Source organism: Bradyrhizobium sp. CCBAU 65884, assembly GCF_028128835.1.
Lineage (GTDB): Bacteria > Pseudomonadota > Alphaproteobacteria > Rhizobiales > Xanthobacteraceae > Bradyrhizobium > Bradyrhizobium ottawaense.
In genome coordinates this window covers 16,652-35,295 of sequence record NZ_LBJU01000111.1, presented here as the reverse complement: position 1 = coordinate 35,295, position 18,644 = coordinate 16,652, and the positions used below count along the sequence as shown (strand labels likewise).

At 65.2% G+C, this 18,644-nt stretch carries 20 protein-coding genes; 10 read left to right on the top strand and 10 right to left on the bottom strand.

Annotated features, from left to right (window positions below; all coding sequences use genetic code 11):
- Nucleotides 1-2 precede the first annotated feature (2 nt).
- Genes XI03_RS14625 through XI03_RS14615 form a run of 3 tightly spaced genes read right to left on the bottom strand, consistent with a single transcriptional unit; the run spans nucleotide 3 to nucleotide 2,370 of the window.
- Entirely contained in the window at nucleotides 3-1,382 is a 1,380-nt protein-coding gene (locus XI03_RS14625; RefSeq protein WP_271592504.1) for a sensor histidine kinase, read from the bottom strand.
- Nucleotides 1,379-2,044: a response regulator transcription factor gene (locus XI03_RS14620; RefSeq protein ID WP_271592503.1), complete on the bottom strand. Its 666-nt coding sequence runs from the start codon at nucleotides 2,042-2,044 to the stop codon at nucleotides 1,379-1,381. The genes XI03_RS14625 and XI03_RS14620 overlap by 4 nt, the downstream gene beginning before the upstream one ends.
- Nucleotides 2,044-2,370 (bottom strand): PepSY domain-containing protein, encoded by a 327-nt coding sequence (locus XI03_RS14615; RefSeq protein ID WP_038946536.1) that lies wholly within the window; start codon nucleotides 2,368-2,370, stop codon nucleotides 2,044-2,046. Before XI03_RS14615 ends, XI03_RS14620 begins: the two co-directional genes overlap by 1 nt.
- Before the next feature lie 133 nt (nucleotides 2,371-2,503).
- Here XI03_RS14615 and XI03_RS14610 point away from each other — a divergent pair, with 133 nt between their 5' ends.
- The 5 genes from XI03_RS14610 (at nucleotide 2,504) to XI03_RS14590 (ending at nucleotide 8,596) form a co-directional block, all read left to right on the top strand.
- On the top strand, nucleotides 2,504-2,779 hold the full coding sequence (locus XI03_RS14610) for a PepSY domain-containing protein (protein ID WP_028144993.1): 276 nt from the start codon (nucleotides 2,504-2,506) through the stop codon (nucleotides 2,777-2,779).
- 11 nt (nucleotides 2,780-2,790) lie between these two features.
- A complete protein-coding gene (locus XI03_RS14605; RefSeq protein WP_212429128.1) occupies nucleotides 2,791-3,354 on the top strand; it encodes a cytochrome b/b6 domain-containing protein in 564 nt (187 codons plus the stop codon).
- A gap of 725 nt (nucleotides 3,355-4,079) precedes the next feature.
- Nucleotides 4,080-5,213 (top strand): efflux RND transporter periplasmic adaptor subunit, encoded by a 1,134-nt coding sequence (locus XI03_RS14600; protein WP_271592547.1) that lies wholly within the window; start codon nucleotides 4,080-4,082, stop codon nucleotides 5,211-5,213.
- On the top strand, nucleotides 5,214-8,288 hold the full coding sequence (locus XI03_RS14595) for an efflux RND transporter permease subunit (protein ID WP_271592502.1): 3,075 nt from the start codon (nucleotides 5,214-5,216) through the stop codon (nucleotides 8,286-8,288).
- The gene (locus XI03_RS14590; protein ID WP_271592501.1) at nucleotides 8,285-8,596 is read left to right on the top strand and encodes a DUF3240 family protein; all 312 of its coding nucleotides are present in this window, start codon (nucleotides 8,285-8,287) and stop codon (nucleotides 8,594-8,596) included. The genes XI03_RS14595 and XI03_RS14590 overlap by 4 nt, the downstream gene beginning before the upstream one ends.
- Before the next feature lie 6 nt (nucleotides 8,597-8,602).
- Here the strand turns inward: XI03_RS14590 and XI03_RS14585 are convergent, their stop codons facing one another.
- Nucleotides 8,603-9,463, bottom strand: a complete 861-nt coding sequence (locus tag XI03_RS14585; RefSeq protein WP_028144998.1) for a TerC family protein — start codon at nucleotides 9,461-9,463, stop codon at nucleotides 8,603-8,605.
- 44 nt (nucleotides 9,464-9,507) lie between these two features.
- On the bottom strand, nucleotides 9,508-9,930 hold the full coding sequence (gene ndk, locus XI03_RS14580; protein ID WP_018317541.1) for a nucleoside-diphosphate kinase: 423 nt from the start codon (nucleotides 9,928-9,930) through the stop codon (nucleotides 9,508-9,510).
- A 314-nt stretch (nucleotides 9,931-10,244) separates the two neighbouring features.
- On the opposite strand from ndk, the gene XI03_RS14575 reads away from it, so the two are divergent.
- From XI03_RS14575 to XI03_RS14565, 3 genes are all read left to right on the top strand, one after another.
- On the top strand, nucleotides 10,245-10,505 hold the full coding sequence (locus tag XI03_RS14575) for a sulfur globule protein precursor (RefSeq protein ID WP_271592500.1): 261 nt from the start codon (nucleotides 10,245-10,247) through the stop codon (nucleotides 10,503-10,505).
- A gap of 218 nt (nucleotides 10,506-10,723) precedes the next feature.
- Nucleotides 10,724-10,897, top strand: a complete 174-nt coding sequence (locus XI03_RS14570) for a hypothetical protein (protein ID WP_162832233.1) — start codon at nucleotides 10,724-10,726, stop codon at nucleotides 10,895-10,897.
- A 109-nt stretch (nucleotides 10,898-11,006) separates the two neighbouring features.
- On the top strand, nucleotides 11,007-12,869 hold the full coding sequence (locus XI03_RS14565; protein WP_271592499.1) for an ABC-F family ATP-binding cassette domain-containing protein: 1,863 nt from the start codon (nucleotides 11,007-11,009) through the stop codon (nucleotides 12,867-12,869).
- Between the two features lie 93 nt (nucleotides 12,870-12,962).
- Here XI03_RS14565 and XI03_RS14560 read toward each other — a convergent pair whose 3' ends face one another.
- Both XI03_RS14560 and XI03_RS14555 read right to left on the bottom strand, forming a co-directional pair.
- Nucleotides 12,963-13,931 (bottom strand): tripartite tricarboxylate transporter substrate-binding protein, encoded by a 969-nt coding sequence (locus tag XI03_RS14560; protein ID WP_097668191.1) that lies wholly within the window; start codon nucleotides 13,929-13,931, stop codon nucleotides 12,963-12,965.
- Nucleotides 13,932-14,092: 161 nt separating this feature from the next.
- Nucleotides 14,093-14,563: a MarR family winged helix-turn-helix transcriptional regulator gene (locus XI03_RS14555; RefSeq protein WP_038972959.1), complete on the bottom strand. Its 471-nt coding sequence runs from the start codon at nucleotides 14,561-14,563 to the stop codon at nucleotides 14,093-14,095.
- A 97-nt stretch (nucleotides 14,564-14,660) separates the two neighbouring features.
- Between XI03_RS14555 and XI03_RS14550 the strand changes: the two genes are divergently transcribed.
- Both XI03_RS14550 and XI03_RS14545 read left to right on the top strand, forming a co-directional pair.
- A complete protein-coding gene (locus XI03_RS14550) occupies nucleotides 14,661-15,029 on the top strand; it encodes an antibiotic biosynthesis monooxygenase family protein (protein WP_271592498.1) in 369 nt (122 codons plus the stop codon).
- Between the two features lie 26 nt (nucleotides 15,030-15,055).
- A complete protein-coding gene (locus tag XI03_RS14545) occupies nucleotides 15,056-15,529 on the top strand; it encodes a hypothetical protein (RefSeq protein ID WP_271592497.1) in 474 nt (157 codons plus the stop codon).
- A gap of 165 nt (nucleotides 15,530-15,694) precedes the next feature.
- On the opposite strand, the gene XI03_RS14540 is transcribed toward XI03_RS14545, so the two are convergent.
- From XI03_RS14540 to XI03_RS14530, 3 genes are all read right to left on the bottom strand, one after another.
- Nucleotides 15,695-16,180 carry a hypothetical protein gene (locus tag XI03_RS14540; protein WP_038946527.1) on the bottom strand — a complete coding sequence of 162 codons (486 nt, stop codon included), beginning with the start codon at nucleotides 16,178-16,180 and terminating at the stop codon, nucleotides 15,695-15,697.
- Between the two features lie 166 nt (nucleotides 16,181-16,346).
- The gene (locus XI03_RS14535) at nucleotides 16,347-16,799 is read right to left on the bottom strand and encodes a DNA polymerase III subunit chi (protein ID WP_018317550.1); all 453 of its coding nucleotides are present in this window, start codon (nucleotides 16,797-16,799) and stop codon (nucleotides 16,347-16,349) included.
- Nucleotides 16,800-16,805: 6 nt separating this feature from the next.
- Nucleotides 16,806-18,305, bottom strand: coding sequence for a leucyl aminopeptidase (locus XI03_RS14530; RefSeq protein ID WP_271592496.1), 1,500 nt, complete (start codon nucleotides 18,303-18,305; stop codon nucleotides 16,806-16,808).
- Nucleotides 18,306-18,644: the final 339 nt, after the last annotated feature.

The following is an 18,644-nucleotide window of genomic DNA, read 5'->3' as shown; positions in this document are numbered from 1 at the left end:
CTTCAACCAGCAGCGGCCGTTTGATCGCGGCTGCCCTCTGGCGCGATGACGGCTTTCAGTCCGCCGAGCTCGGAATCGGTGAGGACAAGCAGCCATCCATAGGCACTGAGCACGTCCTGAACGATCGCGAGGCCGAGGCCGGCGCCCTCGCCGCGCTCATCCAGTCTCGCACCGCGTTCGAGCACGCGCGGACGTTCGGCGGCCGCGATGCCCGGCCCGTCGTCCTCGACCGTGATCGCCGGGCCCGCAATGGCATCCGCGCCAATGCGCACCTGGCTCTTGGCGTGACGGGCGGCATTTTCCAGGAGATTGCCTAGCACTTCGGCCAGATCGGTGCGATCGAGCGGCACGCTCGGTTCGCCCGTTATGCAGGCCTTGAATTCAAGCCTCTGCGCGGCAGGCGTGCGCGCCAGCGTCAGTATCAGGGACTCGACAAGCGGTCTGAGGGGCGTGGAGATACCGCCACGCTGTCGTGCCGTGCCTCGCGCCCGGGCGCGTGCCAGCTCGCGGTCGACATGACGGCTCATCGCGTCGGCGACAGCTTCGATGGCCTTGGCAACGTCCTGCTCACCTCGCTGACGCAAAAGCGCGACGTCGGCCGCGAGCGCGGCGAGCGGCGTCTTCAGCCCATGCGCCAAGTCGGCGGCGCGGCTGCGCGAACGTTCGATCTCGCCTTCCTGGGCGTCGATCAGATTGTTCACCTCTTCCACCAGCGGCTTCACCTCGGCAGGGACGTCGACGGGGAGATGCTTGCGTTGGCCTGAGCGGACGTCGGCGACGCCGCGGCGAAGTGCATCGAGCGGACGTAGGCCCAGTCCGACCTGGATCGAGGTGGCCGCCGCCAGCACCAGCCCCAGCAGGCCGAGCGCCAGTGCCAGATCCCTGGCGAATTGCGAGGCGGCGACCGACACGCGGGCAAGATCGGCCGCCACCGCGACGCGCACCGGGACGCGGCGGTCGCCCACGGTCAGCAGCACGCGGCGTTCACTGACCAGGAGCCGCGCGTTCGCCGGCCCGGGGATGACGTGACGGTGCAATTCGCGAGGCGACGGCTCGTCCTGCGGCAGGTCCAACGCCGTGTCCCACAGCGAACGTGAACGCAGCACCTGACCGCCGTCGTCCGATACCTGCCAGTACAGGCCCGAAAGCGGGTCGGCAAAACGCGGATCGGCCGGCGGCCGGCCCACCACCAGCTTGCCCTGGGCATCGACGTCGATACCCGCGACGAGCTGCTTCAAATAGATGTCGAGGTCGCTGCCGATCGTGCGCGTGACGTGGCGTTCGAACAGCAGCGTCAGCCCGGCGCCGGCAATGGTCAGCGCAACCAGGATGGCCACAACGCCGCCGGCCACCAGTCGCAGCCGCAACGAGCCCCAGCTCACGGCGTCGTCTCCGGTATCAGATAGCCGAAGCCGCGCCTGGTCTCGATCAGATCGGCGCCGAGCTTCTTGCGCACCCGGCCGACCAGCACCTCGAGGGCGTTCGACTCGTGATCCTCGCCGTGGCCATAGACGTTTTCGTCGAGCTCGTGCTGCGACACCACACGGCCGCGGTGGTGCAAGAGAAAGGCGATCAGGCGATATTCCAGCGGCGACAACGCGACGGGTACGCCGCGCAGCGTCACCTTCATCTGACGGTCGTCGAGTTCGACGTCGCCGGCGACGATCCGTGAGGAGGCATGGCCTGCCGAGCGGCGCACGATCGAGCGCAGCCGCGCCAGCAGTTCCTCCATGCGGAAGGGCTTAGGCAGGTAATCGTCGGCGCCCGCGTCGATACCATCGACGCGCTCGGCCCAGCTGCCGCGCGCCGTCAGGATCAGCACCGGCATGGAGCGTCCGTTCGCGCGCCAGCGCTTGAGCACCGCCAGGCCGTCCATGTCGGGCAAGCCGAGATCGAGGATGACGGCGCCGTAGTCCTCGGTATCACCGCGGAACCAGGCTTCCTCGCCGTTGCGGACGGTCTCGACCACATAGCCGGCCGCTTGTAACGCCCTCTCCACATCGGCCGCGATCCGTCGGTCGTCCTCCACGAGCAGCAGGCGCATCACTTCTCCTTGACGCGTTCGATCTCGCCGCTGCGCGCATCGACGTACACCTCGTAGAGGCGGCCCTTGTCGTCGACGACGCGAAACTCGTAGATCCAGCGGCCACGCTCGCGCTCTATCTCCACGCCGGCAACCTCACCCGGCAGCTTGCCGCGAATGGATGCGAGAATGTCGGCGAGCGGCTTGATCTCACCCGCCTCGACTGCACGGCGAACCGCGTCGGGCGCGCCTTTATCGTGGCCGCCTGCTGCGGCAGGCACCGGCGCGAGCAGGACCCCTGCCAGCAATGGCACCGCGAGGAATCCCAGGAGGCTGGCGGGCTGCATTCGCAAAGAATGCCCTAATCGACCTGACAGAACGCTGACGTGGATCAACAGGTGGCCGTCAGCGCTCTTCTGCCAGTGTCCGTCCATCGCCTCGCCGCATGACGCGGCCGGGCGCCACAAGCCGGAGAGAACCATGCGCAACATCACCATCTTCATCGCGACCGCCGCCTTGCTCGCAGCCACCGCGACCGCTCATGCCGGCAGCCTCGGGCGTCCCTGCACTGCGGCGCCGCAGACAAGCTGGCTGCCGCTCGAACAACTGCAGGCCAAGGTCGAAGCCCAGGGCTACAAAGTCCAGAAGGCCAAGCTCAAGAACGCCTGCGGCGAACTCTACACCATCGACAAGTCCGGCAGCCGGGTCGAATTGTTCGTCGATCCGACCAGCGGCCAGATCGTCGGTCAGCTGTAAGAGGCCGCGCCATGAGCTCGATTCACGATGCGATCGTGGCCGGCGGCGAGAAGCCGCCGGCCACCGTCAAGGTCTGGGACCCCTTTGTGCGCGTGTTCCATTGGTCGCTGGCCGGGCTGTTTCTGCTCGCGTATGCGACCGGTGACGAGATCGAGAATGTCCATATCGCCGCCGGCTACACGATTGCGGGGTTGCTCGCGCTACGGATCTTATGGGGCTTCGTGGGGCCGCGCTATGCGCGCTTCAGCGACTTCGTGCGCTCGCCGCGCGCGGTGCTCGCCTACATGCGCGACGTGGCGCTGCTGAGGGCGCCACGCTATCTCGGCCACAATCCTGCCGGCGGCACGATGGTCGTGGCGCTGATCGTCATGCTGATCGGCACCTGCACCACCGGTTACATGATGACGATTGGCAGCTTCTGGGGAGCAAAATGGGTGGAAGAGGTCCATGAGGCGTTCGCCAACCTCTCGATCGGCCTCGTCGTCGTCCATGTGCTTGGCGTCCTCGTGGCGAGCTTCGAGCACCGCGAGAGCCTGGTGAAGGCGATGATCACCGGGAGGAAGCGTCCATCATGAGCGAGCCCGGGGATGCCCCGGCACGAAGGCTTCTCAAACGCTCATCTGCCGACAAATCGGCTTCCGTTCCACCACAGCGTGCGGCTCGTGCCCCTCCCGTCCACGACTTCAACGACGGCCTGATCGTGGGAAGAAGACAGCCGAACGTCATGAGCGTGCACGGAAAGCACACGTCTGTAACGCCCGCTTTTCGAGACATACACCTCGTGCAGGCACCCTGCGGACCCGCAATAAACTGCCCTGTTGCGGCAACGAAAGTCGTCAAAATGGAGAGCCAGGAATTGAGCGCCCGGCACGGTCAGATAAAGAGCAAAGCGTTGGGCAGCGGCGATTGGCGCGCCGCACGCTGCATCCCATTTCCGCACGTCCGCTCGGATTTCAGGCGGCAGCATTTCGATGTGCGCAGAACTCCAGGGGTCCTGCGCCGTTCCGCTATGGGAGAGTGCCGGCTGCACGAGCCCAACCAGCGCGACAAAGCCGGTTGCCAGGATCGACGCGAATCTTGTTGGTCTCACGGCCGCCTCTCCGAAGGATGCAAAGCCAGCCTAGCTTCCCGGGCTGGGACGGAATTGAGCAAGATCAACCGAAGCCCTCCCGGGACGGCGAGCAGCCTTCCAAAGTGGTGGGCCCGCTTGAGACAGATCAACGCCCCAACGCGCTGGTGGGTTAAGCGAAACCTTCAATCGAGCAGCGCTTCGCTCGCCGGCGAATGCGGGACATTCCTCATGCGAGTCCGCCACGGACCTCTCCTTCTCACCTTCTCTGGCGGCACGCTCGCTCGTACGCTCATCGCCATTGCATTGAGCTTGTTACCTTCCGTGTCGATGGCACAGGACGAGGTGAAGCTGAGCGATGCGCAGGCGCGCAATCTCGGGGTGCGCGTGACCCATCCGGTCGCGAGCCGGACCGATCTGACGCTGCCCTATCCCGTCCAGATCGTCATCCCGACGCAACAATTGTGGGTCGTCAGCGCACCTGTGGCCGGCATGGTCGCCAATCTCCTGGTCGGGCGCGGTGACCGCGCCACGGCCGGCCAGCCGCTGGTCACTCTGGAAAGTCCGAGCTTCGTCTCCCAGCAACGCGACTATCTGCACGCGATCGCGCAGGAGCATCTCGCCAACCAGCAACTCAATCGGAATGCGGATCTGTTCGAGGGCAAGGCCGTGCCGCAACGCGTGCTGGAGGCCAGCCAGGCCGAAGCGCGCCAGGCCGCCCTCGTCGTCGCCGAACGGCGTCAGATGCTGCATCTGAGCGGGATGTCCGACGATGCAATCTCCCGGCTGGCCCAGCAAGCGGCGATCAGCGGGACGCTCACGGTCAATGCACCGCAAGCCGCGTCCGTGGTCGAACTCGCGGTGTCACCAGGGCAGCGGCTCGAACAATCCGCACCGCTCGTCAAGTTGGCGCGGCTCTCGCCGCTATGGGCGGAAATCGCGATCCCTGCCGCCAATATTCGAGCGATCCGTACCGGCGCGAAAGTCGAGATCGAGGGCTATTCCACCCCGGGCAAGGTCGTGTTGGTCTCAGAGACCATCGATCCGGCCACCCAGACTATTCTGGTTCGCGCGGAAGTCCCCAACGACGGCGAGCTGCATCCCGGCCAGACCACCGCGGCCCGCATCGGATTTCTCTCGACCGGCGAAAGCGCCTGGGAGATCCCTTACAGCGGGCTAGTCCGGCGGGGCGAGCAAACGTCGGTCTTCGTCGCCTTTGACGGCGGCTTCCGGCTGGTGCCGGTCAAGCTGCTTGCGGAAGATCAGGACCATGTGGTCGTAGCGGGCGCCGTCTCGGCCCGGGATGAGATCGCGATCGGCGGCATCTCGGCGCTTCGCGGCATCCTCTCCGGACTGGGGCAGTAAATGCTCCGGCGCCTGGTCGCGTTCGCACTGTCGCAGCGACTGTTCGTCATGCTCGGCGTGCTGCTGGTGATCGGCGCCGGCGCTGTCCTCCTGCCCGGCTTGCCGATCGATGCCTTTCCTGACGTTTCGCCGGTTCAGGTCAAGGTCATCATGAAGGCGGCGGGCCTCACTCCCGAAGAGGTCGAGCAGCGCATCACCGTTCCCGTCGAGCTCGAACTGCTCGGATTGCCGAACAAGAAGGTGCTTCGTTCGACCACGAAATACGCGCTGGCAGACATCACCGTCGATTTCGAGGACGGCACCGACATCTACTGGGCACGCAACCAGGTCTCGGAGCGCTTGTCGAACATCTCGCGCGATTTCCCGGACGGGGTGAGCGGCGGTCTGGCGCCGATCACGAGCCCGCTCGGCGAGATGTTCATGTTCACGATCGACAGTCCCGAGCTGTCGCTCGCGGAACGCCGCACCCTGCTCGACTGGTTGATCCGCCCGGCCTTGCGGACCGTCCCCGGCGTTGCGGACGTCAATGCGCTCGGCGGCTATGTCCGCGCCTTCGAGATCGTGCCGCGCAACGATGCGCTGGCCGCGCGCGGCATTTCCTACGATTTGTTTCGCCGGGCCATCGAAGCCAACAGCCGCAACGACGGCGCCGGACGGGTGAACCAGGGCGAGGACAGCGCTCTGGTTCGAATCGAAGGCAGCATCCGGTCGATCGAGGACATCAAGGCCATCGTCGTCGACACCCGCGAGGGCGTGCCGATCCTGGTCAACGACGTCGCGAGCGTCAAAGTCGGGACGCTGACCCGCTATGGCGCCGTCACGGCGGACGGCCGCGGCGAAACCGTCGAGGGACTGGTCCTCGGCTTACGCGGCGCCAACGCGGGTCAGCTGATCCGTGACGTGCGTGCTCGGCTCGCGGAGCTGCAACCCTCGCTGCCGAAGAGCGTGTCGATCAACGTGTTCTATGACCGCAGCCGCCTGGTCAACCGCGCCGTCGGCACCGTGGTGCGGGCCCTCGGCGAGGCCACCGCCCTCGTCATCGTCCTTCTGCTGCTTTTCCTCGGCAACTGGCGGGCCTCACTGGTGATCGCGCTCAGCCTGCCGCTGGCCATCGTCATCGCCTTGATCGTCATGCGCGTGGTGGGAATGTCGGCCAATCTGATGAGCCTCGGCGGACTTGCGATCGCGATCGGCATGCTGATCGACGCGCTGGTCGTCGTGGTCGAGAACATCGTCGGCAACCTCGGCAAGCACGACCCGGGCAAGGCCACTCCGCTGATCCACCTGATCTACCGTTCGGTCTGCGAAGTCCTGGAACCGGTCGCCTCGGGTGTGCTCATCATCATCATCGTGTTCGTCCCGCTGCTGACGCTGCAGGGGTTGGAGGGCAAGCTGTTCATCCCGGTCGCGCTGGCCATCATCTTCGCGCTGGCCGGCTCGCTGCTGCTGGCGCTCACCGTGATCCCGGTCGCAACCTCCTTCGTGCTCAAGTCGGCGTCACATCGCGATCCCCTGCTGGTGCGTGCGGCCCAACGGATCTACGCGCCGGCACTGGACTGGGCCCTCAACAACGAGCGCAAGGTGATGGCTGCGGCGCTGATCGGCCTCGTCGCGGCGGGCTTCGCCTATACCCAGCTCGGCAAGACCTTCATGCCGACCATGGATGAAGGCGACGTCATCGTCAGCGTCGAGACGCTTCCGTCCGTCAACCTCGACGAGTCGCTAGCGATGAATGCAAGGCTGCAGACCGCGCTTCTGGCCGTACCTGATATTGCCGGCATCGTCGCGCGAACCGGGTCGGACGAGCTCGGCCTCGATCCCATGGGCCCCAACCAGACCGACACATTCCTGGTGCTCAAGCCGGCCGCCGAGCGCGCGACCGACAATCGCGAGGCCCTGCTGCAGAAGCTGCGCGAGGTCCTCACCGGCTTCCCCGGCATCTCGCTCAGCTTCACCCAGCCCATCGACATGCGCGTGCAGGAGATGATCAGCGGCGTGCGCGGTGACGTCGCCGTCAAGATCTTCGGCCCCGACATCGCCAGGCTGAACGAAACCGCGGCAAAGCTGTCGGCGATCCTGTCCAGCATCGACGGTGCCGAGGACGTCTACACCACGCTGAATGAAGGCGCTCAATACTACACGGTTGCGGTCAACCGCATGGAAGCCGGCCGCTTCGGCCTGACCGTGGATTCCGTCGTCAACTCGCTGCGGACGCAGATCGAGGGCCGGACCATCGGGACCGCGCTCGAGGACGGACGCCGCACGCCGATCCTCGTCCGGGGCAGCGAGACGACGCGGGAAGCGCCAACGCTGCTGGCCAGCCTGCCGCTCACGCTCGCCTCCGGACAGCACGTCGCGCTATCGCAGGTCGCCCGTATCCAACGCGTAGACGGTCCGGTGAAGATCGATCGCGAGGACGGCGCTCGCATGAGCGTGGTGCGCGCCAACGTCCGCGGTCGCGACATGGTCGGCTTCGTCGAAGCGGCCCGCCAGAAGGTGGCGACCGAACTCCCGCTGCCGAACGGTTACCGGCTGACCTGGGGCGGGCAGTTCGAGAACCAGCAACGCGCCGCCGCGCGCCTATCCGTCGTAGTCCCCGTCGCGATCGGCCTGATCTTCGTGCTGCTCTTCACAACATTCGGTGCCATCCGCCAGGCCCTGCTGGTGCTCGTCAACATCCCGTTTGCCCTGATCGGGGGCGTCTTCGCGCTGGTCGTGACGGGCGAGTACCTGTCGGTGCCGGCTTCGGTCGGGTTCATCGCGCTGCTCGGCATCGCCGTGCTCAACGGCGTCGTGCTGGTCTCCTACTTCAATCAGCTCCGTGCCCACGGCCTTCCCGAGGATCGCATCGTCGTCGAAGGCGCCATGCGCAGGCTTCGCCCCGTGCTGATGACCGCGAGCATCACGGCGCTTGGCTTGATCCCGCTGCTGTTCGCCTCCGGCCCGGGTTCCGAAGTGCAGCGACCGCTCGCAATCGTCGTGATCGGAGGACTGCTGTCCTCCACCCTGCTCACCCTGATTCTCCTGCCGATTCTGTATCGCCGCTATGGCGGATCGTCGAAGGTGGCCAAATGATCGAGCAGCCGGTCTGTCTGACGCTGATTGTGCCGCATCTCCTCCGCGAGGAGGTGTTCGACTATCTCACTGAGCAGACCGACCTGGTTTCGGGATTCACGGCATCGCACGGAGCCGGTCACGGCACTGAGATCCGCTTGCATACGGCCGCCGAGCGCGTGAAGGGCCACGCCGATCAGGCCGTCGTGCAGGTGGTGCTCGCAGGGACAGATGCCGGCCGCTTGCTCGACCGTCTGCGGGTTTCGTTCGCCGGAACCAAGCTGGTCTACTGGACGATATCCGTGACGGAACTCGGCACGATCGACTGAGCGGGCCTACTCCGCCGACGCCCTGGCGTGCCGCTCGGACGATTCCAGCGCCGCGGCGGTCAGCTTGCGGCGGCGCCAGATGGTGCCGACCACCAGCACGACGACGACGCCGAGCGCTGCGCAGAAATATTCGCCGCCCGCCCCGCCATGGCCGAATTGCGGCGGGATGCGCAAGGCGCCGAGCATCGAGTCGAGCGCGGCACCGAACGGACCGTCGAACAGCGTGTGCAGCTTGGGCGCGACGCCGGGATCGGTCGCCATCACCTCGCCCGCGATCCAGCCGAGCAGCGCAGCACCCGCCCAGACCAGCACCGGCAGCTTCTCGAGCAGCGCCATGATCAGCGCCGCACCGGCGACGATCAGTGGCACGCTGATGGCAAGGCCGAGGATCAGGAGCGGCACGCTGCCATTGGCGGCGGCTGCGACCGCAATGACGTTGTCGAGACTCATGACGATGTCGGCGACCACGACGATCTGCACGGCCTGCCACAGATGCGAGGCAGCGTCGACGTCGTCCTCGTCCTCGTGTTCCGGCACCAGCAGCTTGGCCGCGATCACGATCAGCGCGAGTCCGCCGATCAGCTTGAGGTACGGCAACTCCATCAGGGTTGCGACGATGCCGGTGAAGATGATCCGCAGCAGCACCGCGGCGCCGGCACCGAAGATCATGCCCCACAGGCGGTGTCGCGGCGAGAGGCCGCGGCAGGCGAGCGCGATCACCAGCGCGTTGTCACCGGACAAAAGGATGTTGATCCAGATGATCTTGCCGACCGCAATCCAGAAAGTCGGTTCGGCCATCTCGTTGCGAAACTGGGTGAAGAACGCCCCGATCGTTGCGGGATCGAAGATCTGCCAGAGCCAGCTCACAATACGTCCTTTCGCCCCGTCGATTTAACTTATCAGCCGATGGATCAGCCGACGATCTCGTTGCCCGAGAAGAACTGCGCGATCTCGATCGCGGCGGTCTCCGGCGCATCCGAGCCGTGCGCGGAATTCTCGCCGATCGACTTGGCGTAGAGCTTGCGGATGGTGCCGTCGGCGGCCTTCGACGGATCGGTCGCGCCCATCGCGTCGCGGTACTTGGCGATGGCGTTCTCGGCTTCCAGCACCTGGACGACGACCGGGCCCGAGGTCATGAACTCGACGAGCTCGCCGAAGAACGGCCGCGCCTTGTGGACGGCATAGAAGGTCTCGGCCTGTTCCTTGGTCATGCGGATGCGCTTCTGCGCGACGATGCGCAGGCCCGCCTTTTCGATCACGGCGTTGACGGCGCCGGTCAGGTTACGCGCGGTCGCGTCGGGCTTGATGATCGAGAAAGTGCGTTCGATGGCCATAATCTTGTCCTTGGGAAGAAAAGCGGTGGTTGTCGAGTTGCCGGGCTTATATCGGCGCCTTTGCCATCCGGCAAGCGATCGCCGGTATGACGTCACAGGCGCTTCGCCGCAGGACCGGAGGATGCGGTTTCAACCTGGATTACGACAATTTCACCCAGATGAACCCAATCTGAAGCCCCTGTCAGGATTCGGTTCAGCCTTGCCGGCGTAGGGTTGGCCCCATCGAAACTGAAGCCCGATCACTGGGCGGACCGTTTCGGCGGCCTTTCCATCGGACGCGATAGCCCCGCGCCGGCAGTATTGAGGAGATCACCATGTTGAGGAAACTTTCGCTTGCCGCCGTCGCTGCGGTTGCGCTGGGTGCCGCGCTGGCGCCGACCTCGGCTTCCGCCCACTGGCACGGTGGCGGCCCGGGCTGGCACGGCGGCGGCGGCGGTGGCTGGCATCGCGGCCATGGCTGGGGCGGTCCGCGTTTCTATGCCCCCGTCTCCTACGGTTATGGCGGCTGCTATGTGCGCCGGTTGGTCCCGACCCCCTGGGGACCCCGCTGGCGGATGATCAACCGCTGCTACTGAGCCCGACAGCACCTTAACTTAAAGGCTACCGACCCCCAGGTTGCCTTCCAAGAGAAGCCCCGGCGATCCCCCCGCCGGGGCTTCGCATTTTGGGCGGATATGGCGGGACTCATACAATTTCGACGAGAATGCCGGCATTCCCCCAAAAACGGCGAAACCATTTTGGGGGCCAATGACTTGGTACCGTGTCCTAACTTTGAGCACACGGAACCTGCGCGATGGCTGGCCTTTTTGCCAATGACAGTGAGCAGATCGACCGGCGGACCAGCCGTTCGATTTGCGATGCGGTGGGCGAACGGCTCCAGCAGAGCCTGCGTCCCGAACCCCAGCTCCCGACCCATCTCGAGCAGCTCATGAAAGAGCTGAGGCAGCGCGACCGCGACTCGCATTGAGCCGAGCATGATCCGGAAAAGTGTGAAGCGGTTTTCCGGAACGATCATGCTTGAACGATAACCCCGAAAAACGGGTTGCGTTCGGCGCGCCTTGCGGTGACAAGGCCGCATGCTTGGGATCACCGACCTCTCCATCCGCCTTGCCGGACGCCTTCTGATTGACCAGAGTTCCGTGCAGATCACGCCGGGATCGCGCGTCGGCCTGGTCGGACGCAACGGCACCGGCAAGTCGACGCTGTTCAAGGTGATCCGCGGTGAGCTCGCGGCGGAGCACGGCTCGGTGACCCTGCCGCCGCGCTGGAGCGTCGGCAGCCTCGCCCAGGAAGCCCCGAACGGACCCGAAAGCCTGATCTCCGTCGTGCTCAAGGCCGACCTCGAACGCGACGCGCTGCTTCACGAAGCCGAAAGCGCGACCGATCCGCACCGGATCGCCGAGATCCAGACCCGGCTGGTCGACATCGACGCGCATTCGGCGCCGAGCCGTGCCGCCGCCATCCTCTCCGGCCTCGGCTTCTCCGCCGCCGATCAGCTCCGCCCCTGCGCCGAATTCTCCGGCGGCTGGCGCATGCGCGTCGCGCTCGCCGCGACGCTGTTCGCAGCCCCCGACCTGTTGCTGCTCGACGAGCCCACCAACTATCTCGACCTCGAGGGAACGTTGTGGCTGGAGGATCACCTCGCGCACTATCCGCGCACGGTGATCGTGATCAGCCACGACCGCGATCTCCTCGAAAGCTCGGTCGACCAGATCCTGCATCTGGAGCGCGGCAAGCTTACGCTCTACAAGGGCACCTATTCCTCGTTCGAGGAGCAGCGCGCCGCGCGCGAGCTGCTCGATGCCAAGCAGGTCAAGCGCCAGGAGGCCGAGCGCGCCCGCCTGCAGGCCTTCGTCGACCGCTTCAAGGCCAAGGCTTCGAAAGCCCGCCAGGCACAGTCTCGCGTGAAAATGCTGGAGCGGCTGAAGCCGATCACGGCGCTGGTCACCGAGGACGTGCGCGAGATCAGCTTTCCGGCGCCGGAGAAGATCCTGTCGCCGCCGATCATCGCCGTGGACAACGCTTCCGTCGGCTACGATCCGGCGGCGCCCGTGCTCGGCCGCGTCACCTTGCGCATCGACAATGACGACCGCATTGCGCTGCTGGGTGCCAACGGCAACGGCAAGTCGACGCTGGTCAAACTGCTCGCCGGAAGGCTCGCGCCGTTCTCCGGCAAGGTGACGCGCGCGGACAAGCTGTCGATCGCCTATTTTGCGCAGCACCAGCTCGACGAGCTCAACGTGGACGCCTCGGCCTATGGCCACGTCCGCAAGCTGATGGGCGATGCGCCCGAAGCAAAGGTGCGCGCGCGCGCCGGCGCGATCGGCTTCTCCGGCAAGGCAGCCGACACCAAGGTCGCCAAACTGTCGGGCGGCGAGAAGGCGCGGCTGCTGCTCGGCCTTGCGACCTTCTTCGGCCCCAACATGATCATCCTGGACGAGCCGACCAACCATCTCGACATCGACAGCCGAGCCGCGCTTGCCGAAGCCATCAACGAATTCCCCGGCGCCGTCATCATGGTCTCGCACGATCGCTACCTGATCGAAGCCTGCGCCGACCGGCTCTGGATCGTCGCCGACCGCACCGTCACCAATTACGACGGCGACCTCGACGAATACCGCCGCCTGGTGCTGTCTGCGCGCAACGGCGAGCCGGCACCGCGCGAGCGCAGTGTGCCAAGCGAAAAGCCGCAGCGCGCGCGGCCCGACAATCGCGGCTCGCTGAAGAAGCGCATCACCGAGGCCGAAGCCGAGATCGCCCGCGTCAGCGACATCATCACCAAGATCGACACGGCCCTCGCTTTGCCCGACATTTTTACGCGCGATCCCAAGCAGGCCGCGCAGCTGTCAAAGGCGCGCGCCAATGCCGCCGATGCGCTGGCGCGCGCGGAGGAGCAGTGGCTCGAGGCGAGCACGCAGTTCGACGAAGCGGCGGGCTGAATCCAAATCTGGAAAACAACCCCATGCACAGGAGCGGTAGTTAATCACCCTGCCTTAAGTGGCTCACCAAGCTACTCTCATGGGATTGTCCGCTCAGTCCGCGAACTGCCCGGCCGCCTTGATGATCGGGGCCCAGCGGTCGACTTCGCTCGTCAGCATCGCGCCCAGCGCCTCGGGCGTCGCCTTGTCCTGCGGCACGGGCTCGGTGTTGATGTCGTTGAACCGGGCGATCAGCGCCGGATCCTTGAGCGCCGTCTGCAGCGCGGCCGTCAGCTTCTGCACGACCGCGGGCGGAGTGCCCTTGGGAGCATAGAGGCCATGCCAGACGCCGAGCTCGAATCCCTTGAGGCCCGCCTCATCGGCCGTCGGCAGATCGGGCAGACTCTTCAGCCGCTCCTTTGTTGTGATCGCATAGGCCTTGACCTGCTTGGCCGTGATCGGCCCGGTGGTGTTGGTCGCCTGGTCGCAGGTGAGATCGATCTGCTTGCCGAGCAGATCGTTCATGATCGGACCGTTGCCCTTGTAAGGCACCGTGGTGAGCTGCTTCTGGATCGCCGTCATGAACAGCATGCCGCAGAGATGCGATGCCGCACCCAACCCGGCATTGGCGTAGGTCAGCTTGTCGCCCTGCTGCTGGGCGTAGGCGACCAGTTCCTTGAGCGTGTCAGCCGGAAAATCCGGACGCGCAATGATGGTCATCGGCGCATTGGTCACGAGGCCGATCGGGGCAAACGCCGTCTTCGTGTCATAGCTGAGATTGCGATACAGCGTCGCGGCGGTCGAGATGCCGACGTGATGGATCAGCAGCGTGTAGCCGTCGGCCTGGGCGCGCGCGGCGCGGGTCGTGCCGATGGTGCCGCCGGCGCCGGTCGCGTTCTCGACGACGATTTGCTGTCCCAGCGACTTCCCCATGCCTGCGGCCGTCAGGCGCGCGATGGTGTCGGTCGGCCCGCCCGCCGCGAATGGAACCAGCATGGTGATGGGCCTCGTCGGATAGTCCTGGGCAACGGCCGCGCCGAGCGGCAGAAGCAGAGCCGATACGAGGGCAATCGAGAACCGCATAGTCTCCTCCAGATTTTTATTGCTCCATATGAGCGCATTCCTGGCCGCAAGACCATCAGGAAAGCGACTCATCAGAAGCGTGCAGCAATTGTTCGGCCGCAGCGGCGTTCCGGGAACATGTCGCGAAGAGCTGCCCGTCAATTCCGCCTGCTCGCCGTGCGCTAGGTCTGGCTCTCTGTCTCGCTCTCGAGCTTCGTTCGCAGGTCCGCGACGATGCGATGAACGGTTTGCAGGTCCTTGACCGGAAGCCCATCCGAAAGGCCGTTGACCCACGGCGCCTGCAAAGCCATGGCGGCATCGAAAGCGTGCCGCCCCTTGTCGGTCAGGACGACGAGTTGCGCTCGGCGGTGATGCGGATTGGCCTCGAAAGCAACGAGGCCTTCCGCGTGCAGATCATTGACGATCCGCTGCACGTTCTGGCGATTGGCACCCAGATCGCGGGCAAGCCAAGCCACCGGCTGGGGGCGCTCCGCATGCACGATGGCGCCGAGAATCTGCCAGCGAGCGCTCGTGAGCCCGAGCCGGGCCACCAAGCGGTCCCCTGCGGTCAGGAGCAGGCTGTTCAGCCGGAACAGGTCAAGCACGAGGTTCGACAGAGCATCACCGGCCGGCGTTCGCAAGGATTTCGGCATCCGTCACCATAAACTGTTATTGACATCATGATGTCAAGTAATTACTTACGTATAGTACCACATTGACACCATATTGCCATATCGAACGGAGCCTGCCATGGCGCACCTACGCCCTCTGGACCCTAACTTTCCCATTGAACGTCAGCTTGGCATCGACACCAGCCCCGCAGTGCTGGTGAATGTGTTCACGCTCGACAAGACCGACGAGCAGAGCTTCCTCCAGGTTTGGCAGGACGATGCAGCCTTCATGAAGCGGCAGCCGGGCTTCATTGCCACCCAGCTTCACCGCGCAATCGGCGATAGCCCGACATATCTGAACTATGCCGTCTGGGAATCGACTGCCCACTTCCGGGCCGCGTTCACACATCCTGAGTTCAGATCGAAGATCGCAGCCTATCCCTCCTCCGCCGTCGCCTCTCCGCACCTGTTCGAGAAGGTCGCCGTGCCCGGCGTCTGCGTCGCGTAGCTCGCCTTAAAGAACAGCAGGACCCGATGACCAAGATCATTCACCCCGTCGCGGGCGTGGTCGCGCTGACGACCATTGCGACCTTCTGGCTCTCCACGGCTCTCTCCGAGCTATTCGCATCACACGCGAGCGTAACCCTGGTGAAGACAGCCATCCCCTGGGGCTTCCTGTTGCTGGTTCCGGCGCTGGCGGTGACGGGAGGTTCGGGTTTCTTTCTGGCAAAGGGACGGCGCGCTGGCCTGATCGGCGCGAAGATCAAGCGCATGCCGTTCATCGCGGGCAACGGCATCCTCGTTCTCATTCCCGCCGCCTTGTTTCTTGCCTCCAAGGCAAACGCCGCGGAGTTCGACACCACGTTCTATGCGGTACAGACTCTCGAATTGTTGGCCGGCGCGACGAACATCGGTCTTCTCGGCCTCAATATGCGTGACGGCTTCAAGATGAAGGGCCGCTTCCGCGCTCCCCAACCCGATCGCTTCGACACCAAGCCGATGCTCTGAGGTTCGCGCGCGAAGCGGACTTCCGATCGGGGCCGCCCACGCTCGCCCGTGTCCTTCAGAAGCACGGCATCGATGGCGTCATTTAAGCGGACGGCGATCTATGGAGCAGTACAATAACTTCTCCGATGCGCGCAGCCGATCCGTTGTGGTGCCGGGGATCCGCGCTTACGCGTGCTTCTTCGGCTTTGGCTTGGTCGCCCTCGGCACCGGTTGCGGATCGGGGTTGCCCTCGATTGACGACAGACGTCCAGCCGTGAACGTGTAGATGCCGGCGCGCGGTCCCGTGGCCCAGGTGACGACGGCAACGCGGCGGCCGACGGCATCATTGGAGAGATTGACGTTCGATGGCGCGCCGATGCCGCGCACCACGTCGCATTCGGTGTGGCCGAGCGCGACCGTGCCGCCCGTCGGCGCCGGTGCCGTCGTCGATGCATTGGCATCGGCCGGCCCGGGAGGCGGCGCCATGCCGGGACAGCCGCCGTCGGCGCTGACGAGATCCTCAGCTCCGACCGCCTTGTCGGGGGTCAGCGGCGGGGATTCGATCGAGATGTTCTTGATGAAGAGACGGCTGGGCGTGTTGAACCATTGTGCGTCCTTGGACAGCAGATCGGTCCCCGAGCAGCCCGCGACCAGCGGTGCTACGGCAGCCAACGCAACTATGAGCGACTTGGGAAGCTTTTGATGTCGCACGATAAACCAAATTCCCCGCGTGAAGGACCAGCCCTAAGCGATTGTCCCAACATCACTTTGCGGCACGAAGGTGACAAAAGCCAGCATCGCCCGAAAAGTGCAAATTATCATTAATTGCGAAGGACCCCTAATTCCGACGCTGCCATCGGCCCCGCTCGTCGGCCTGCCAATAGGTGACATCAAATCCCCGCTCCTTGCAATCCGTCCAGGCGCTGCGGGCGAGCGCGAGTGCGTCCGGATCGTCGCCGTTGAACAGCAGCACCATGCGCGCATAGCCCTGCGCGTCCTGCGGCAGGGCGGCATTGTCGACCAGGAAGCGGACATGGGCGCCGTTGGGATTGCCCTCCTCGATCGCCAGCACGATCGGCTGATCGGCGGCATCGTTCACGCGCCATGTCGCGTGCGGCAGGAAGGAATCGTCGCGATAGGTCCATAGATGCGCGTCGAGCGCATCGGCCCGCTCTTCCGAGGTCGACTGCACCACGACGCGCCAGCCGCGCTCGAGCGATTTCTCGAGAAGCGGCGGCAACACGTTCTCCACCGTCATGTTTTGCAGATGATAGAACAGGACTTCGGTCATCTCAGGTCATTTGCGCTCGTAATGGTCGGCGACCAGGCGATCGAGCAGGCGGACGCCATAGCCGCTTGCCCAGCTCTGGTTGATGTCGGTCTTCGGCGCGCCCATGGCGGTGCCGGCGATGTCGAGATGGGCCCAGGGCGTGCCGTCGACGAAACGCTGCAGGAACTGCGCCGCGGTGATCGAGCCGCCATGGCGGCCGCCGGTGTTCTTCATGTCAGCGAACTGGGAATCGATCAGCTTGTCGTATTCGGGACCGAGCGGCATGCGCCAGACCTTGTCCCCGCTCTCGATGCCGGCCGCCAGCAGGCGTTCGGCGAGTTCGTCATTGTTGGAGAACATGCCGGCGTGCTCGGTGCCGAGCGCGACCACGATCGCACCGGTCAGCGTCGCCAGATCCACCATGAATTTCGGCTTCACCTTCTTGGCGACGTACCAGAGCACGTCGGCCAGCACGAGCCGGCCTTCCGCGTCGGTGTTGATGATCTCGATGGTCTGGCCCGACATCGAGGTCACGATGTCGCCCGGCCGCTGCGCGTTGCCGTCGGGCATGTTCTCGACGAGGCCGATGGCGCCGACCACGTTGACCTTGGCCTTGCGCGCGGCAAGCGCGTGCATCAGGCCGACGACACAGGCCGCGCCCCCCATGTCGCCCTTCATATCCTCCATGCTGCCGGCCGGCTTGATCGAGATGCCGCCGGTGTCGAAGCAGACGCCCTTGCCGACGAAGCTCACCGGCGCCTCGCCCTTCTTGCCGCCGTCCCAGCGCATGATCACGGTGCGGCTCGGCCGCGCCGAGCCCTGGCCGACGCCGAGCAGCGCGCCCATGCCGAGCTTCTGCATCGCCTTGACGTCGAGCACCTCGACCTTGACGCCGAGCTTGCGGAGCTGACTGGCGCGGCGCGCGAATTCCTCGGGGAAGAGCACGTTCGGCGGTTCGTTGACGAGATCGCGCGCGATGATCACGCCGTCGACGACGTGGCCGGCCGAGGCAAACGCCTTCTTCGCGGCAGCGGCATCGCCGACAGCAAGCGTGATGTCGGCGCGCGAACCACCCTCCTCGCCGTCCTTCTTCTTGGTCTTGTAGCGGTCGAACTTGTAGGCGCGCAGGCGCAGGCCCGAGGCGATCGCAACCGCCTGCTCGCTCGTCATGGCACCACTTGGCAGTTCCGCCATGATGGTCATGGCGGCCGCCCCGGCGGCAAGCTTGCCCGCCGCCACACCGCCGAATTTGAGGAAATCGTTCGCCTTCAGGCCGGCCGCCTTGCCGGCGCCGATCACGAGCAGACGGGTGGCCTTCACTCCTTCCGGCGCCAGGATGTCGAGCGCAGCCCCGGTCTTGCCCTTGAAGGCGGCGGCGATGGCCGCACGCTTCACGAGTTCGATAGCGCCGCCCAGGGCTTTGGCCGTCGCCGGACCGACCTTCAGACTGTCGTCGCAAAACACGACCAGGATGCCACGGGCGGCGGCAGACAACGGGACAAAGCCGACCTTGATGGCATCGGACATGGGTAACTCCTTCAAAAATCTTGGTCTTTTTGCTGGTCACGGTTCCTGGCCAGGGCCGGACCTGAACGGCGATTCACTAAGCCTCCCGCACTATGGGCCAGCGCCCCGGCAGATGCCAAGCACCCCCCGTGGCCTCAAGGCAACAACGAGGGAAATATTAACCATATTATGAGGGTGCCACGGGGCAGCCATTTTGTTGACGGATCAAAGGGATGGTAGTGAGAGAGTGAGCTGGCGGAAGAGGCGCTCGCCAACCTTGGGGATCCCCTGATCGGGGATTGGTTGGACAGCGGAGTTTCGGCCGACATTGGGGACTTGGTGGGATTCGTGCGGTAGCGC

Bases quoted from the DNA above. Each gene is read 5' to 3' on its own strand.
- XI03_RS14600 (WP_271592547.1), top strand. From the start codon at position 4,080: ATGCGAGTCCGCCACGGACCTCTCCTTCTCACCTTCTCTGGCGGCACG.
- XI03_RS14535 (WP_018317550.1), bottom strand. From the start codon at position 16,799: ATGACCGAAGTCCTGTTCTATCATCTGCAAAACATGACGGTGGAGAAC.
- XI03_RS14565 (WP_271592499.1), top strand. From the start codon at position 11,007: ATGCTTGGGATCACCGACCTCTCCATCCGCCTTGCCGGACGCCTTCTG.
- XI03_RS14570 (WP_162832233.1), top strand. From the start codon at position 10,724: ATGGCTGGCCTTTTTGCCAATGACAGTGAGCAGATCGACCGGCGGACC.
- XI03_RS14590 (WP_271592501.1), top strand. From the start codon at position 8,285: ATGATCGAGCAGCCGGTCTGTCTGACGCTGATTGTGCCGCATCTCCTC.
- XI03_RS14545 (WP_271592497.1), top strand. From the start codon at position 15,056: ATGACCAAGATCATTCACCCCGTCGCGGGCGTGGTCGCGCTGACGACC.
- XI03_RS14615 (WP_038946536.1), bottom strand. From the start codon at position 2,370: ATGCAGCCCGCCAGCCTCCTGGGATTCCTCGCGGTGCCATTGCTGGCA.
- XI03_RS14595 (WP_271592502.1), top strand. From the start codon at position 5,214: ATGCTCCGGCGCCTGGTCGCGTTCGCACTGTCGCAGCGACTGTTCGTC.
- XI03_RS14560 (WP_097668191.1), bottom strand. From the start codon at position 13,931: ATGCGGTTCTCGATTGCCCTCGTATCGGCTCTGCTTCTGCCGCTCGGC.
- ndk (WP_018317541.1), bottom strand. From the start codon at position 9,930: ATGGCCATCGAACGCACTTTCTCGATCATCAAGCCCGACGCGACCGCG.
- XI03_RS14575 (WP_271592500.1), top strand. From the start codon at position 10,245: ATGTTGAGGAAACTTTCGCTTGCCGCCGTCGCTGCGGTTGCGCTGGGT.
- XI03_RS14620 (WP_271592503.1), bottom strand. From the start codon at position 2,044: ATGCGCCTGCTGCTCGTGGAGGACGACCGACGGATCGCGGCCGATGTG.
- XI03_RS14605 (WP_212429128.1), top strand. From the start codon at position 2,791: ATGAGCTCGATTCACGATGCGATCGTGGCCGGCGGCGAGAAGCCGCCG.
- XI03_RS14530 (WP_271592496.1), bottom strand. From the start codon at position 18,305: ATGTCCGATGCCATCAAGGTCGGCTTTGTCCCGTTGTCTGCCGCCGCC.
- XI03_RS14610 (WP_028144993.1), top strand. From the start codon at position 2,504: ATGCGCAACATCACCATCTTCATCGCGACCGCCGCCTTGCTCGCAGCC.
- XI03_RS14550 (WP_271592498.1), top strand. From the start codon at position 14,661: ATGGCGCACCTACGCCCTCTGGACCCTAACTTTCCCATTGAACGTCAG.
- XI03_RS14555 (WP_038972959.1), bottom strand. From the start codon at position 14,563: ATGCCGAAATCCTTGCGAACGCCGGCCGGTGATGCTCTGTCGAACCTC.